This window comes from Micromonospora sp. WMMD708 (genome assembly GCF_049315245.1).
In the GTDB taxonomy this organism is placed as follows: Bacteria; Actinomycetota; Actinomycetes; order Mycobacteriales; family Micromonosporaceae; genus Micromonospora; species Micromonospora wenchangensis.
This window is the reverse complement of the sequence record NZ_CP186060.1, coordinates 606618-620959: the sequence shown is the minus strand read 5'-3', so window position 1 is coordinate 620959 and position 14342 is coordinate 606618. Positions and strand designations below refer to the sequence as shown.

The window sequence follows — 14342 nt, the reverse complement described above, 5'->3', positions numbered from 1 at the left end:
GGTCAGCCGGCGGGGCTGGCGGTGCGGACCTGCTCGGCGATCCGTTCGGCCACCGACCGGGCGGTCTCCTCGGTGCCGGCCTCGACCATCACCCGGACCAGCGGTTCGGTGCCCGACGGACGCAGCAGCACCCGACCGGTCTCCCCCAGCTCGGCCGCGGCCCGTTCGACCTCGGCCGTGACGGTGGGCGCGGTGGCACCGACGGTACGGTCCCCGACCGGCACGTTGATCAGCACCTGCGGCAGCTTGGTGACCACGGAGGCCAGCTCGGCCAGGGACCGGCCGGTGGCGGCCATCCGGGCCATCAGGTGCAGGCCGGTGAGCACCCCGTCGCCTGTGGTGGCGTGCGCGGGCATGACGAGGTGTCCGCTCTGCTCGCCGCCGAGGGCGAGGCCGGAGGCGCGCAGCTCCTCCAGCACGTACCGGTCGCCGACCTTGGTCTCGACCAGCCGGATGCCCTGCGCGGACATGGCCAGCCGCAGGCCGAGGTTGCTCATCACGGTGGCGACCAGGGTGTCCCGGGTCAGCTCGCCGGCGTCGCGCAGGGCCAGCGCGAGGATCGCCATCAGCTCGTCGCCGTCGACCTCCGCGCCGTCGGCGTCGACCGCGACGCAGCGGTCGGCGTCGCCGTCGTGGGCGAGGCCCAGGTGCGCGCCGTGCTCGACCACGGCGGCCCGCAGGCCGTCGAGGTGGTTGGATCCGCACCCGTCGTTGATGTTGAGGCCGTCCGGCTCGGCGTGGATCGCGATGACCTCGGCGCCGGCCTCCCGGTAGGCCACCGGGGCGACCTCGGCGGCGGCGCCGTTGGCGCAGTCGACCACCACCTTGATCCCGTCGAGGCGGTGCGGCACGGTGCCGACGAGGTGCTGCACGTAGTGGTCGGCACCGTCGAGGAGGTCGTGCACCCGGCCGACGCCGGCACCGACCGGGCGGTCCCAGGCGGTGGTGGCGTTGGCCTCGACGGCGGCCTCGATCCGCAGCTCGATCTCGTCGGGCAGCTTGTGCCCGCCCGCGGCGAAGAGCTTGATGCCGTTGTCCGGCATCGGGTTGTGCGAGGCGGAGAGCATCACGCCCAGGTCGGCCTTGGCCTCGGCGGTCAGGAACGCCACGGCGGGGGTGGGCAGCACGCCGACCCGGACGACGCTGGCCCCGGCGCTGGTGAGGCCGGCGACCACGGCGGCCTCCAGCATCTCGCCGCTGGCCCGGGTGTCCCGTCCGACGACGGCCAGCGGCGGGTGGCTGCGGTCCGACTCGGCCAGTGTGTGCGCGGCGGCCACTGCCACCGCGAGCGCCAGTTCCGGGGTGAGGTCGACGTTCGCCCGCCCGCGTACGCCGTCCGTGCCGAACAACCGACCCATACCCGCCAACCTCCGGTGCGACTGCGATGAGTGGAGCAAACGGAACGGCCGGGCCACCTCCCCGCTGGGGGAGGCGGACCCGGCCGTCCGTCAGAAGTACAACGCGCTGTCGGTGATCAGCGCTTCGAGTACTGGGGTGCCTTACGGGCCTTCTTGAGACCGTACTTCTTGCTCTCCTTGACCCGGGCGTCCCGGGTGAGGAAGCCGGCCTTCTTCAGGGCCGGGCGGTCGTCCGGCTCGTTGACGATCAGCGCGCGGGCGATGGCCAGCCGCAGCGCACCGGCCTGGCCGGTGGTGCCGCCGCCACGCAGGTTGGCGATGACGTCGAACGCCTCGGGCTTCTCGGCGGTGACCAGCGGGTCCTTGATGAGCTGCTGGTGCACCTTGCTCGGGAAGTATGCCTCGAGGTCGCGGCCGTTGCAGGTGATCTTGCCGCTGCCGGGGACGATGCGGACCCGGACGATGGCCTCCTTGCGGCGGCCGACGGTCTGGATCGGGCGGTCACCACGCGGCGCGCGGGCGACGGGCGCGGGCGCCTCGGTGGCCTCGGGGGCTTCCGCGGCAACCTCGGTCTCGGTGATGTCGGTCATGCTGTTTCCTTCGCCCTCGCTCACTGCGCGATCTGCTTGATCTCGAACGGCACCGGCTGCTGCGCCAGGTGCGGGTGCTCGGCGCCGGCGTAGACCTTCAGCTTCTTGATCAGCTGACGGCCCAGCTTGTTGTGCGGGAGCATGCCCTTCACGGCCAGCTCGATCGCCCGCTCGGGCCGCTTGGTCAGCAGCTCCTCGTAGCCGACCTGCTTGAGGCCGCCCGGGTAACCGGAGTGCCGGTAGGCGACCTTGGTCTGCCGCTTGTTGCCGGTCAGCGCCACCTTGCCCGCGTTCACGATGACGACGAAGTCGCCCGTGTCGACGTGCGGCGCGAAAGTCGGCTTGTGCTTGCCGCGCAGCAGCGTGGCGGCGTGGGTGGCCAGGCGGCCCAGCACGACATCAGAGGCGTCGATAACGTGCCACTGACGCTCGATCTCACCCGGCTTCGGGCTGTACGTACGCACAGGTCTACCTTGTCTCGTCGTCGGTCTGGGGTCGCGCGCCGAGGTGACCAGAGGCTTCCCGGCCGGACCAGCGCGCACGAACGACCAAGCGTACCTGAGCGGCACGCCTCTGGATGTCGTACAACAGCAGGCAACGATACCCGCCGCCCCGTCGGCTGGTCAAAACGGGGGGTCGACCGGCGTGGCCTGCGGTTTCCCGCATGACCAGGGTCACACCCCGGTGAGCCTGCCCGGGCCGGGCCGCAGGTAGACCGCCCAGGTCACCGCGAAGCAGAGCGCATACCACCCGATGAAGGCCAGATAGGCGGCGTCCGCGTTGCCGGAGGTGAGGAAGGACTGCCGGAAGGCCACGTTCACCAGCACCCCGCCGGAGGCGCCGACCGCACCGGCGATGCCGATCAGGGCCCCGGAGAGCCGACGGGCCCGGCGCTGCGCGGCGACCGGGTCACCGGTCAGCTCCGCCTCGGCCGCCGCGCGGGCCCGGAAGATCGCCGGGATCATCTTGTACGTGGACCCGTTGCCGATGCCGGAGAAGACGAACAGCGACAGGAACCCGGTCAGGTAGAGCGGGAAGGACCGCTCCCGGGCGGCGAAGAGCACCAGGCTGGCGCCGACGGCCATCGCGACGAAGTTCCAGAAGGTCACCCGGGCCCCGCCGAGCCGGTCGGCGAGCTGCCCGCCGACAGGCCGGATCAGCGAACCGATCAGTGGGCCGAGGAAGGTCAGCCAGGCCGCGTCGACCGGGGTGGGGAAGCGCTCGGCGAACTGGAGCTGGAGCACCTGACCGAAGGCGAAACCGAAGCCGATGAACGAGCCGAAGGTGCCCACGTACAGCAGGGACATCACCCAGGTGTGCCGGTCGCGGGCGGCCTCGCGCAACGCGCCGGGCTCGTTGTGGGCGTCCGGGATGTTGTCCAGCCAGCGGGCGGCGGCGAGCGCGGCCAGCACGATCAGCGGCAGGTAGACCGCCGGCACCAGCCGGGGGTACGCGGCCCCGGCGGTGGCCAGCACGGCGAGCCCGACCAGCTGCACCGCCGGTACGCCGAGGTTGCCGCCACCGGCGTTGAGCCCGAGCGCGCGGCCCTTGAGCCGGTCGGGGAAGAACAGGTTGATGTTCGCCATCGACGAGGCGAAGTTGCCGCCGCCGACCCCGGTCAGGCAGGCCAGCACCATCAGCGTGGTGTAGGACACCCCCGGTTCCAGCAGCACCGTCATCGGCACCGCCGGCAGGAGCAGCAGCAGCGCGCTGACGATCGTCCAGTTCCGCCCGCCGAAGCGGGCCACGGCCAGGGTGTACGGCAGCCGCAGCACCGCGCCCAGCGCGGCCGGCACGGCGGTGAGCAGGAACTTGCCCGCCGGGTCGATGCCGTACGCCGGGCCGAGGAAGAGCACGGTGACCGACCAGAGGCTCCACACCGAGAAGCCGACGTGCTCGGCGAAGATCGACACCCAGAGGTTACGGCGAGCGATCGGCGCTCCGGTCGTCCGCCAGAAGGTGGGGTCCTCGGGACGCCAGTCGTCGAGCCGGTGCCGGCGGCCGGCGCCCCGGGCGGCCGGCGGGTCGACGGCGGCCGACGCATCGACCTCCGGCAGTGCGTCGGTGGTGCCCGCCGGGTCGGCGGCGGAGTTGCTGCTGCTGGCGAGCGTACTCACGGCGATTCCTCCTCATCGATGTGAAGAGGGATGTTAGGCAGGGGCGGTTTCCCGGTGGTGGCCCGGTTGGGTCGTTCCGGAAACGGGAACCGCACGTCGCCCGGCGACCCGCCGTGAGGTGGTCAGAGTTCCTGGAGGATGCGCAGCGCGCGGTTCACCCGCTGCATGGTCTCGGTGTCGGCGACGTCCACGCACTCGGTGAACCACTTCTTCATCGGCGCGGACAGCCGGTCGGGCATGACCACGTTACCGCCCATCGGCACGGCGAGCGGGGAGTCACGCAGCAGCGCCGTCTCGACCACCTCGGCGACGATCACGATCGGCACGTCGGTGGAGTTGTAGACGTCGGAGCTGATCACCAGGCCGAGCCGTTCCCGGGCACCCTCGATGCGCCAGACCTCTCCCCTACGCAGCACGCGGGCGACCACCGAAGAGCACGTCGGCGACCATCCCCACCTCGTTGGCGTCGGCGAGCGCGGCGGATTCCAGGTCGAGCCCGGCCCGGCCGACCGCCTCGGCGTGCGCGGTGAAGACCTCCCGCAGGGCCTTCTCCCGGGCGGCCTGGTCCATCCAGGCGGAGAGCGACAGCCCTTCCCGCTTGGCGAACCGGCGGGCCTCCTCGATCGTCTCGTCCGAGAACGAGAGGGTCACCTTGGCAGTCATGCCGCCGATCCTACCCCTGGTATGACCGGCGGTCACCCCCATGCACCGGTGGACCGCCCACGGGACAGGCCCCGCCGGGGTGGCCCGGGTCAGGCCGGGCGGCACCCGCCGAAGACGGCGAACCGCCACGCCTTGTAGAAGCAGTCCACGTCGACCAGGCCGGCGTCGGCCAGCCACCGGCACTGGTCGGCCACCGACGCCGGACGGTCGTGCCGCATCCGCTCCCGGGCACCGGCGATCTCGTCGGCGTCGGAGCCCCGGGCGGCGGTCTGCGCCAGCCAGACGTCGTCGTACCGGCGGTCCAGGGTCGGGGTGGGGCCGGCCACCTGCTCGGCGTTGACGAACACCCCGCCGGGCACGAGCGCGTCGGCCGCCCGCCGGTAGAGGGCGCGTTTGCCGTCGTCGTCGAGGTGATGCACGGCCAGGGCGGAGACCACCGCGTCGTACCGGCCGGCGGGCAGCGGGTCGGCCAGGTCGGCCACGACGGCGCGGTGCGCCACCCCCCGGGCGGTCAGCCCGTCGGCGGCCACCGCGAGCATCCGCGCGGCCCCGTCGACCAGGGTCACCCGCACCCCGGGCAGCGCCGCGGTGAGCAGCAGCGAGAGCAGCCCGGTGCCCGCGCCCAGGTCGAGCACCTCGGGGGTGCGGCCGGCGGCGAGCGCGGCCCGCAGCGGTGGGGCGGCCACCTCGACGGCGGTGCCGTAGAAGTCGTCGAAGCAGGGGACGAGCCGGCGGCGGGCCTGATCGTAGGAGCCTGCCACCGCATCGAAGGCCGCCGTCACGTCCACGATCCACCTCTCTCACATATTAGGAAATCCGTCTCATATTATAGACCCTACCGTCCGGTCCGCTGCGCCCGTGCGGTGTGAACCGCTCTTGACAGGACCGAAACAGAAGGGACCCCGGTCGGAAACGGGCCGGCGGCACGCTTTGCGGACATGACAGACGGTGCACGCGCCGCGACACTAACGGGGCAGCCACCCCGGGAGGCGGAGACGCACTGCCCGTACTGCGCACTCCAGTGCGGCATGGTCCTGCGGGACACCGACGACGGCCGGATCGAGGTCCAGCCCCGACAGTTCCCCACCAACCGGGGCGGGCTGTGCCAGAAGGGCTGGACCGCCGCCGACCTGCTCGACCACCCCGACCGGTTGACCACCCCGCTGGTCCGCGACCCGTCCGGCACGCTGCGCCCGGCCAGCTGGGTGGCCGCGCTGGACCGGATCGTCGACGGGCTGCGCACCGTCCAGCGGGCCCACGGGCGGGACGCGGTCGCCGTCTTCGGCGGCGGCGGGCTCACCAACGAGAAGGCGTACGCCCTCGGCAAGTTCGCCCGGGTGGCGCTACGCACCCGGCACATCGACTACAACGGCCGGTGGTGCATGTCGTCGGCCGCAGCGGCCGGGCTGCGCGCCTTCGGCGTCGACCGGGGGCTGCCGTTCCCGCTGACCGACCTGGGCCGCACCGACACCCTGCTGCTGGTCGGGGCGAACCCGGCCGAGACCATGCCGCCGCTCATGCGGCACGTGACCGACCAGCGGGCCCGGGGCGGCCGGCTGATCGTGGTCGACCCCCGGCTCACCGCCACCGCCCGCCAGGCCGACCTGCACCTGCAACCGCTGCCCGGCACCGATCTCGCGGTCGCCAACGCGCTGCTGCACATCGCGCTCACCGAAGGGCTGATCGACCGGGAGTACGTCGCCGCCCGCACCGAGGGCTTCGACGCCGTACGCCGGACCGTCGCCGAGTACTGGCCGGCCGAGGTGGAACGGCTCTCCGGGGTGCCGGTGGCCGATCTGGAGGCGACCGCCCGCGCGCTCGGCACCGCCGGTTCGGCGATGATCCTCACCGCCCGGGGCGCCGAACAGCACGCCAAGGGCGTCGACACGGTCAGCGCCTACGTCAACCTCGCCCTCGCCCTCGGTCTGCCCGGCCGCCCGCACTCCGGGTACGGCTGCCTCACCGGTCAGGGCAACGGCCAGGGCGGACGCGAACACGGCCAGAAGTCCGACCAGCTCCCCGGCTACCGGAAGATCGACGATCCGGCCGCCCGCGCCCACGTCGCCGGGGTCTGGGGCGTCGACCCGGCCGAGCTGCCCGGCCCCGGGGTGCCCGCCTACCAGTTGCTCGACTCGCTCGGCACCCCCGACGGCCCCCGCGCGCTGCTGGTCTTCGGCTCCAACCCGGTGGTCTCCGCGCCCCGGGCCGCCCGGGTCGAGTCCCGGCTGCGCGGGCTGGACCTGCTGGTGGTGGCCGATTTCCTGCGCTCCGAGACGGCCGAACTGGCCGACGTGGTGCTCCCGGTGGCCCAGTGGGCCGAGGAGGACGGCACGATGACCAATCTGGAGGGTCGGGTGCTACGCCGCCGCGCGCTGCGCCGGCCGCCGCCCGGCGTCCGCACCGACCTGGCGGTCCTCGCCGACCTCGCGGCCCGCCTCGACGCCCCCGACCCGGTGCCGGCCGGCCCCGATGCCGGCCCGGCGGTGCCGGCGGGCGGTCCCGTCCCGGGGGACAGCCCGGGCCGCTTCCCCACCGACCCGAGGGTCGTCTTCGCCGAGCTGCGCCGCGCCTCCGCCGGTGGCGTCGCCGACTACGCCGGGGTCAGCTGGGAGCGCATCGAATCCGCCGACGGGGTCTTCTGGCCGTGCCCCGACCCGGACGGACCGGACTCCCCCCGGCTCTTCGCCGACACGTTCCCCACCCCGACCGGCCGGGCCCGGTTCCACGCCGTCCGGCACCGGCCGGCGGCCGAACCGGTCTGCGCCGACTATCCGCTGCACTTCACCACCGGGCGGGTGCTCGCCCAGTACCAGTCCGGCACGCAGACCCGGCGGGTCGACGCGCTGCGCCGGGCCGCCCCGCACGGCTTCGTCGAACTGCACCCCGACCTGGCCGCCCGGCTCGGGGTCGGCGACGGCGACGAGGTACGGGTCGCCTCCCGCCGGGGTGAGCTGCGGGCACCGGCCCGGCTCAGCCCGACCATCCGGCCGGACACCGTCTTCGCCCCGTTCCACTGGCCCGGGGCGGCCCGCGCCAACTCGGTCACCAACGACGCCCTCGACCCGGTCTCCGGGATGCCCGAGTTCAAGATCTGCGCGGTCCGGGTGGAGCGGGCATGACCGGCCACATCGTGATCGTCGGGTACGGCATGGCCGGCGCCCGGCTCGCCACCGAGCTGCACGCACGCAACGGGGACCGCAAGGTCACCGTGCTCGGGGCGGAACCGCACCGGGCGTACAACCGGATCATGCTGTCCACGCTGCTCGCCGGCAAGGTCGACGAGCCCGACGTGGAGCTGGCCGAGGTCGCCGGGCAGGGCACCGACGTGCGGACCGGCGCGGCGGTGACCGCGATCGACCGGGCGGCCCGCACGGTACGCACCCCCGACGGCGACGTCGACTACGACCACCTGGTCCTCGCCACCGGCAGCCGGGCGGTGGTGCCCCCGCTGACCGGCCTCGACCCGGCCGCTCTGCCGCCCCGGGTGGCCGTCTTCCGCACCCTGGCCGACTGCCGCCGCATCCTCGCCACCGCCCGGTCGGCGCGCACCGCGCTGGTGCTCGGCGGTGGGCTGCTCGGCCTGGAGGCGGCCCGCGGGCTGGCCGCCCGGGGGCTCGCGGTGACCGTGGTCCACCCCCACCCGTACCTGATGGAGCGGCAGCTCGACCCGGCCGCCGGTGCGGTGCTCGCCGGCACGCTGGCCGGGCTCGGCGTGGCCACCCGGCTGGGGGTGCCGGCGACCGGGCTGGCCACCGACCCCGACGGGGTCCGGCTCGACCTGGCCGACGGCACCGCCCTGCACGCCGACCTGCTGGTGCTCTCCTGCGGGGTCCGCCCCGACACCGGGCTGGCCGCCGCCGCCGGGCTGACCGTCGACCGGGGGGTGCTGGTCGACGACCGGCTGCGCACCGACGACGAGGCGATCTCGGCGATCGGCGACTGCGCCCGCCCACCCGGCCAGGGCCCGACCGGGCTGGTCGCGCCCGCCTGGGCGCAGGCCCGGGTGGTGGCCCGGCTACTCACCGGCGAGGACCCCGACGCCCGCTACCGGCCCCGGCCGGTGGTCACCCGGCTCAAGGCCGCCGGGATCGACCTGGCCGCGATGGGCGACCCCACCGGGGGTCCCGGCGAGGAACTGACCTTCAGCGACCCGGCCCGGGGCACGTACGCCCGGATACGCATCCACCACGACCGGCTCACCGGGGCGATCCTGCTCGGCGACAACCCCTCGGTCGGCACGGTGGTGCAGCTCTTCGACCGGGGCGCCCCGGTCCCCACCGACCGGCGGGCACTGCTGCTCGGCCGGTCGATCGGCAACGCCCCCGCGACACCCGCCGCCTCCCCGGCGCTGATGCCGGACGCGGCGACCGTCTGCCAGTGCAACGACGTCGACAAGGGCACCCTGGTCCGCTGCTGGCGGGCCGGCGCCCGGACGGTCGACGAGGTGGTCGCCGCGACCCGGGCCGGAACCGGCTGCGGTGGCTGCCGGCAGGCCGTCGGCGGCATCGTCGCCTGGCTGTCCGAGGTGGACTCGGTGGGGACGACCCGATGACCGCGATGACACCACGAGGAGGTGACCCGATGACCGGTGGACGTTTGGTCGTCGTCGGCAACGGCATGGTCGGCCAGCGGTTCGTCGAGGCGCTGCGCGCCCGCGACCACGACCGGCGCTGGCAGGTGACGGTGCTCGCCGAGGAGTCCCGCCCGGCGTACGACCGGGTCCGGCTGTCCGCGTTCTTCGACGGGGTCACCGCCGAGGAACTCAACCTGCACACCCCCGACGACGGGGTGGAGCTGCGCCTCGGCGAGCCGGTCACCGGGATCGACCGCGACCGGCGGGTGGTGACCACCGCGACCGGGGAGCACCCGTACGACGCGCTGGTGCTGGCCACCGGGTCGTACCCGTTCGTCCCGCCGGTGACCGGCACCGACCTGCCCGGCGTCTTCGTCTACCGCACCCTGGACGACCTGGAGGCGATCCGGGAGCACGCCCGGGGCCGGTCGACCGGTGCGGTCATCGGTGGTGGCCTGCTCGGGCTGGAGGCCGCCAACGCGCTGCGCCTGCTGGGGCTGCGGACCCACGTGGTGGAGTTCGCGCCCCGGCTGATGCCGGTGCAGGTCGACGAGGCGGGCGGGGCGATGCTGCGCCGCTACGTCGAGGAGCTGGGGGTCACCACCCACCTCGGGGTGGGCACCACCGCGCTGCGGCCCGGCCCGGCCGGCACGGTCGCCGCCCTGGACCTCTCCGACGGCGGCACGGTCGACGCCGAGCTGGTCGTGGTGGCCGCCGGTATCCGGCCGCGCGACGAGCTGGCCCGCGCCGCCGGCCTGACCCTCGGCCCGCGCGGCGGGGTGCTGGTCGACGCGGCCTGCCGCAGCGACGACGGGCGGATCTGGGCGGTCGGCGAGTGCGCCGCCGTCGACGGCACCTGCCACGGTCTGGTCGCCCCCGGGTACGCGATGGCCGAGGTGGTGGCCGACCGGCTGCTCGGCGGCGCGGCCACCTTCCCCGGCGCGGACAGCGCCACGAAACTCAAGCTGCTCGGCGTCGACGTGGCCTCGTTCGGGGACGCCCACGGCACCACCCCGGGCTGCCTGGACGTCACGTTCACCGACCCGGCCACCCGCTCGTACGCGAAGCTGGTCCTCTCCGACGACGCGCGGACGCTGCTCGGCGGGGTGCTGGTCGGGGACGCGACCGCCTACCCGACACTGCGGGCCAGCGTCGGCGGGCCGCTGCCCGCTCCCCCGCTGGCGCTGCTCGCCCCGGCCGGCGAGGGCGGCGGCGGGGTGACCGCGCTGCCCGGCGCGGCGCAGGTCTGCTCGTGCAACGCGGTGACCCGCGACGACATCGACGCGGCGATCGCCGGTGGGGCGTGCGACGTGCCGGCGTTGAAGGCGTGCACCCGGGCCGGGACGAGCTGCGGCTCCTGCGTGCCGATGCTCAAGCAACTGCTCGACGCGGCCGGGGTGCGGCAGTCCACCGCCCTCTGCGAGCACTTCGACGCCAGCCGGCAGGAGTTGTTCGACATCGTCCGGGTGCGCGGCATCCGGACGTTCTCGCAGCTCGTCGCCGAGCACGGCCGGGGCCGGGGCTGCGACGTCTGCAAGCCGGTGGTGGCCTCGATCCTCGCCTCGTTGGGCACCGGACACGTGCTCGACGGCGAGCAGGCGTCGTTGCAGGACACCAACGACCACTTCCTGGCCAACCTGCAACGCGACGGCAGCTACTCGGTGGTGCCCCGGATCCCGGGCGGCGAGATCACCCCGGAGAAGTTGATCGTGATCGGTGAGGTGGCCCGCGACTTCCAGCTCTACACCAAGATCACCGGCGGGCAGCGGATCGACCTGTTCGGCGCGCGGGTCGAACAGCTCCCGCAGATCTGGCGGCGGCTGGTCGACGCCGGCTTCGAGTCCGGCCACGCGTACGGCAAGGCGTTGCGCACGGTGAAGTCCTGCGTCGGCGAGACCTGGTGCCGGTACGGGGTGCAGGACTCGGTCGGCCTGGCCGTCGCGCTGGAACTGCGCTACCGGGGGCTGCGCGCCCCGCACAAGCTCAAGTCGGCCGTCTCCGGCTGCGCCCGGGAGTGCGCCGAGGCGCGCAGCAAGGACTTCGGCATCATCGCCACCGACACCGGCTGGAACCTCTACCTCGGCGGCAACGGCGGCTTCCGGCCCCGGCACGCCGACCTGTTCGCCACTGATCTGTCCACAGAAGCACTGATTCGACTGATCGACAGGTTCCTGATGTTCTACATCCGCACCGCCGACCGGCTGCAACGCACCTCCGCCTGGATCGAGGCGATGGACGGCGGCCTGGAACACCTCCGCTCGGTGATCGTCGACGACTCGCTCGGGCTCTGCGCCGAACTCGACGCGGCGATGGCGCGGCACGTCACCTCCTACTCCGACGAGTGGCGGGACGTGCTCGACGACCCCGACCGGCTGCGCCGGTTCACCTCGTTCGTCAACGCCCCCGACGTGCCGGACCCGTCGATCACCTTCGCCGTGGAACGCGGCCAGCCGGTGCCGACGCGCGACACCCGACCCGGCACCGGCGCACCCGACGGCGGCGCGCCACCCGACGGGGCACCCGCCCGCCGCCGCCAGCCGGTCGCCCTGGGCCTGCCGGAGGTGCGGCGATGAGCGGCACCGTCACCGTCGACTGGACCCCGGTCTGCCCGCTGGACCGGCTGGAGGCCGAACGGGGCGTCGCCGCCCTCGTCGACGGCGTCCAGGTGGCGATCTTCCGGATCGACGACGAACTGTTCGCGGTGGACAATCTCGACCCGCTCAGCGGCGCGTACGTGATGTCGCGGGGCATCGTCGGCAGCCGGGGCGGGGTGCCCACCGTCGCCTCCCCCCTGCACAAGCAGGTGTACGACCTGCGAACCGGGCTCTGCCTGGACCTGCCCGGGGTGACCCTGCCCCGGTACGACGTCCGCTGCCGGGACGGCCTGGTCGAGGTGCGGCTGCGACAGGAGGAGTGATGCGGGACGAACTGGCCGGCTTCACCATCGGGGTGACCGCCGACCGGCGACGCGACGAGTTGGCCGCGTTGCTGGAACGGCGCGGTGCCCGGGTGGTGCTCGCCCCGGCCCTGCGGATCGTGCCGCTGGCCGACGACACCGACCTGCGGGACGCCACCCGGGCCTGCCTGGACCGGCCACCGGACGTGCTGATGGCCAACACCGGCATCGGCATGCGCGGCTGGCTGGAGGCGGCCGAGGGCTGGGGGTTGGCCGAGCCACTGAAGAGCGTGCTGTCCCGGGCCTACGTGGTGGCCCGGGGCCCCAAGGCGCGGGGGGCGATCCGCGCCGCCGGCCTGCACGACCAGTGGTCGCCGGCCTCGGAGAGCTGCGAGGAGGTGGTGGAGCACCTGTGCCGGCGCGGCGTGGCCGGACAGGTGATCGCCATGCAACTGCACGGCGACCGGCAGCCGGAGTGCACCGAGGCGCTGGAGGCCGCCGGCGCCACCGTGATCGAGGTGCCCGTCTACCGGTGGGCCCCACCGACCGACCCGGCCCCGCTGCACCGGCTGATCGACCTGGTCGCCGGCCGGCTGGTCGACGCCGTCACCTTCACCTCCGCCCCGGCGGCGGAGGCGCTGCTGCGGGCCGCCGGGGACCGCACCGAGACGGTGCTGGCCGCGTTGCGCGGGGACGTGCTGGTCAGCTGCGTCGGCGCGGTGACCGCCGAACCCCTCGTCCGGCGGGGGGTGCCGGTCAGTGCGCCGAGCCGCGCCCGGCTCGGCGCACTGGTCCGCACCATCGTGGACGAACTGCCCCGGCGTACCGTCACCGTGAAGGCGGCCGGGCACCTGCTGACCCTGCGCGGGCACGCCGCCGTCATCGACGGGGAACTGCGCCCGCTGGCACCCGCCCCGATGGCGGTGCTGCGGGCGCTGGCCACCCGGCCCGGCCGGGTGCTGTCCCGGACGGAACTGCTGCGCACGCTGCCCCGGGGGGCCGACGAGCACGCGGTGGAGATGGCGGTCGCCCGGCTGCGGGTGGGGCTGCGGGCACCCCGGGTGGTGCAGACCGTGGTCAAGCGCGGCTACCGGCTCCGGGTGGAGTGACCCGGGGCGCCCGCCCCACCGTCACGCGGCGGGGCGGGCCGGGTCGATGCGGGTCGGCTCAGCCCACCGGGGTGGGGAAGCCCCGGCCGTGCTCGGCCTGGAGCCGGATCATGGCGTGTTCCACCACCGTCACCAGCACCTGCTTGACCGACTCGCGGTCCCGGGCGTCGCACATCACCAGCGGCACGTCCGCCGAGATGGCCAACGCCTCCCGGACCTCCTCCGGCTCGTACAGGTCCGCGCCGTCGAACCGGTTCAGCGCCACCACGTACGGCAGGTTGCGGTTCTCGAAGTAGTCCAGCGGGGCGAAGGCGTCGGTGATCCGGCGGGTGTCCACCAGGACGGCGGCACCCACCGCACCCCTGATGATCTCGTCCCACATGAACCAGAACCGGGTCTGGCCGGGGGTGCCGAACAGGTACAGGATCAGGTCCTGCGCCATGGTGATCCGGCCGAAGTCCATGGCGACCGTGGTGGTCTCCTTGCCGGGCACCTTCGACGGGTCGTCGATGCCGACACCGGCGGCGGTCATCAGCGCCTCTGTGGTCAGCGGCGTGATCTCGGAGATCGCCCCGACCAGGGTCGTCTTGCCCACACCGAAGCCGCCCGCGACCACGATCTTCGCGGAGACGATTCCCCGGCTCTGGCGCGACCCGGCGGGGTCATAGCCTGCGAAGTCCACTTAGCACCCTTCCAAGGATTTCCATTCGCTCCTCGAACCCCTCGGCGGGAGCGGCAGTGTGTAGCGTGAGCAGACCGTCGGCGACCAGGTCGGCGATCAGCACCCGGGCGACGCCCAGCGGCATCCGGGTGTACGCGGCGATCTCCGCCAGCGACTGCGCCCGTCCCTCGCAGACGGTGGCGATGCGGTACTTGTCGTGCCCGGCGAAGCGGGACTCGGCCACCTGGGTCGCGTTGGAGCTGAGCACCGCCTCCAGCGCGATGTCCCGGCTCGGTTCGGTGCGGCCCCGGGTGACCGCGTACGGACGTACCAGCGCTCCACGTGGGTCCCGCCGGGGGTCCATCCCTCGATCAC

14 protein-coding genes are annotated in these 14342 nt (G+C 73.9%); 5 read left to right on the top strand and 9 right to left on the bottom strand.

Annotated features, from left to right (window positions below):
* Positions 1–2 precede the first annotated feature (2 nt).
* The 7 genes from glmM to ACN260_RS02880 all read right to left on the bottom strand — a co-directional run bounded on the left by glmM (position 3) and on the right by ACN260_RS02880 (position 5516).
* On the bottom strand, positions 3–1358 hold the full coding sequence (gene glmM, locus ACN260_RS02910; protein WP_422754589.1) for a phosphoglucosamine mutase: 1356 nt from the start codon (positions 1356–1358) through the stop codon (positions 3–5).
* A 116-nt stretch (positions 1359–1474) separates the two neighbouring features.
* On the bottom strand, positions 1475–1948 hold the full coding sequence (gene rpsI / locus ACN260_RS02905) for a 30S ribosomal protein S9 (protein WP_421484131.1): 474 nt from the start codon (positions 1946–1948) through the stop codon (positions 1475–1477).
* 20 nt (positions 1949–1968) lie between these two features.
* Positions 1969–2412, bottom strand: coding sequence for a 50S ribosomal protein L13 (gene rplM / locus ACN260_RS02900; RefSeq protein WP_088647410.1), 444 nt, complete (start codon positions 2410–2412; stop codon positions 1969–1971).
* Positions 2413–2622: 210 nt separating this feature from the next.
* A complete protein-coding gene (locus ACN260_RS02895; protein ID WP_422756597.1) occupies positions 2623–4005 on the bottom strand; it encodes an MFS transporter in 1383 nt (460 codons plus the stop codon).
* A gap of 182 nt (positions 4006–4187) precedes the next feature.
* The gene (locus tag ACN260_RS02890) at positions 4188–4493 is read right to left on the bottom strand and encodes a type II toxin-antitoxin system PemK/MazF family toxin (protein WP_422754588.1); all 306 of its coding nucleotides are present in this window, start codon (positions 4491–4493) and stop codon (positions 4188–4190) included.
* The gene (locus tag ACN260_RS02885; RefSeq protein ID WP_422754587.1) at positions 4471–4728 is read right to left on the bottom strand and encodes a DUF6364 family protein; all 258 of its coding nucleotides are present in this window, start codon (positions 4726–4728) and stop codon (positions 4471–4473) included. Before ACN260_RS02885 ends, ACN260_RS02890 begins: the two co-directional genes overlap by 23 nt.
* Before the next feature lie 89 nt (positions 4729–4817).
* Complete coding sequence (locus ACN260_RS02880) at positions 4818–5516, bottom strand: class I SAM-dependent methyltransferase (RefSeq protein ID WP_422754586.1); 699 nt, start codon at positions 5514–5516, stop codon at positions 4818–4820.
* A 150-nt stretch (positions 5517–5666) separates the two neighbouring features.
* Between ACN260_RS02880 and ACN260_RS02875 the strand changes: the two genes are divergently transcribed.
* Genes ACN260_RS02875 through ACN260_RS02855 form a run of 5 tightly spaced genes read left to right on the top strand, consistent with a single transcriptional unit; the run spans position 5667 to position 13306 of the window.
* The gene (locus tag ACN260_RS02875) at positions 5667–7847 is read left to right on the top strand and encodes a molybdopterin oxidoreductase family protein (RefSeq protein WP_422754585.1); all 2181 of its coding nucleotides are present in this window, start codon (positions 5667–5669) and stop codon (positions 7845–7847) included.
* Positions 7844–9280, top strand: coding sequence for an FAD-dependent oxidoreductase (locus ACN260_RS02870; protein ID WP_422754584.1), 1437 nt, complete (start codon positions 7844–7846; stop codon positions 9278–9280). The genes ACN260_RS02875 and ACN260_RS02870 overlap by 4 nt, the downstream gene beginning before the upstream one ends.
* 29 nt (positions 9281–9309) lie before the next feature.
* Complete coding sequence (gene nirB, locus ACN260_RS02865; protein ID WP_422754583.1) at positions 9310–11874, top strand: nitrite reductase large subunit NirB; 2565 nt, start codon at positions 9310–9312, stop codon at positions 11872–11874.
* Positions 11871–12218 carry a nitrite reductase small subunit NirD gene (gene nirD, locus ACN260_RS02860; protein WP_088647417.1) on the top strand — a complete coding sequence of 116 codons (348 nt, stop codon included), beginning with the start codon at positions 11871–11873 and terminating at the stop codon, positions 12216–12218. Before nirB ends, nirD begins: the two co-directional genes overlap by 4 nt.
* A complete protein-coding gene (locus ACN260_RS02855) occupies positions 12218–13306 on the top strand; it encodes a uroporphyrinogen-III synthase (RefSeq protein WP_088647418.1) in 1089 nt (362 codons plus the stop codon). Before nirD ends, ACN260_RS02855 begins: the two co-directional genes overlap by 1 nt.
* A 58-nt stretch (positions 13307–13364) precedes the next feature.
* On the opposite strand, the gene ACN260_RS02850 is transcribed toward ACN260_RS02855, so the two are convergent.
* Both ACN260_RS02850 and ACN260_RS02845 read right to left on the bottom strand, forming a co-directional pair.
* The gene (locus tag ACN260_RS02850) at positions 13365–13988 is read right to left on the bottom strand and encodes a GTP-binding protein (protein ID WP_421484141.1); all 624 of its coding nucleotides are present in this window, start codon (positions 13986–13988) and stop codon (positions 13365–13367) included.
* Positions 13969–14331 (bottom strand): DUF742 domain-containing protein, encoded by a 363-nt coding sequence (locus tag ACN260_RS02845; protein ID WP_088647420.1) that lies wholly within the window; start codon positions 14329–14331, stop codon positions 13969–13971. Before ACN260_RS02845 ends, ACN260_RS02850 begins: the two co-directional genes overlap by 20 nt.
* Positions 14332–14342: the final 11 nt, after the last annotated feature.

Coding starts and splice junctions, on each gene's coding strand:
- ACN260_RS02885 (WP_422754587.1), bottom strand. CDS start 4,728: ATGACTGCCAAGGTGACCCTCTCGTTCTCGGACGAGACGATCGAGGAG.
- nirB (WP_422754583.1), top strand. CDS start 9,310: ATGACCGGTGGACGTTTGGTCGTCGTCGGCAACGGCATGGTCGGCCAG.
- ACN260_RS02845 (WP_088647420.1), bottom strand. CDS start 14,331: ATGGACCCCCGGCGGGACCCACGTGGAGCGCTGGTACGTCCGTACGCG.
- ACN260_RS02870 (WP_422754584.1), top strand. CDS start 7,844: ATGACCGGCCACATCGTGATCGTCGGGTACGGCATGGCCGGCGCCCGG.
- ACN260_RS02875 (WP_422754585.1), top strand. CDS start 5,667: ATGACAGACGGTGCACGCGCCGCGACACTAACGGGGCAGCCACCCCGG.
- ACN260_RS02855 (WP_088647418.1), top strand. CDS start 12,218: ATGCGGGACGAACTGGCCGGCTTCACCATCGGGGTGACCGCCGACCGG.
- nirD (WP_088647417.1), top strand. CDS start 11,871: ATGAGCGGCACCGTCACCGTCGACTGGACCCCGGTCTGCCCGCTGGAC.
- rpsI (WP_421484131.1), bottom strand. CDS start 1,948: ATGACCGACATCACCGAGACCGAGGTTGCCGCGGAAGCCCCCGAGGCC.
- glmM (WP_422754589.1), bottom strand. CDS start 1,358: ATGGGTCGGTTGTTCGGCACGGACGGCGTACGCGGGCGGGCGAACGTC.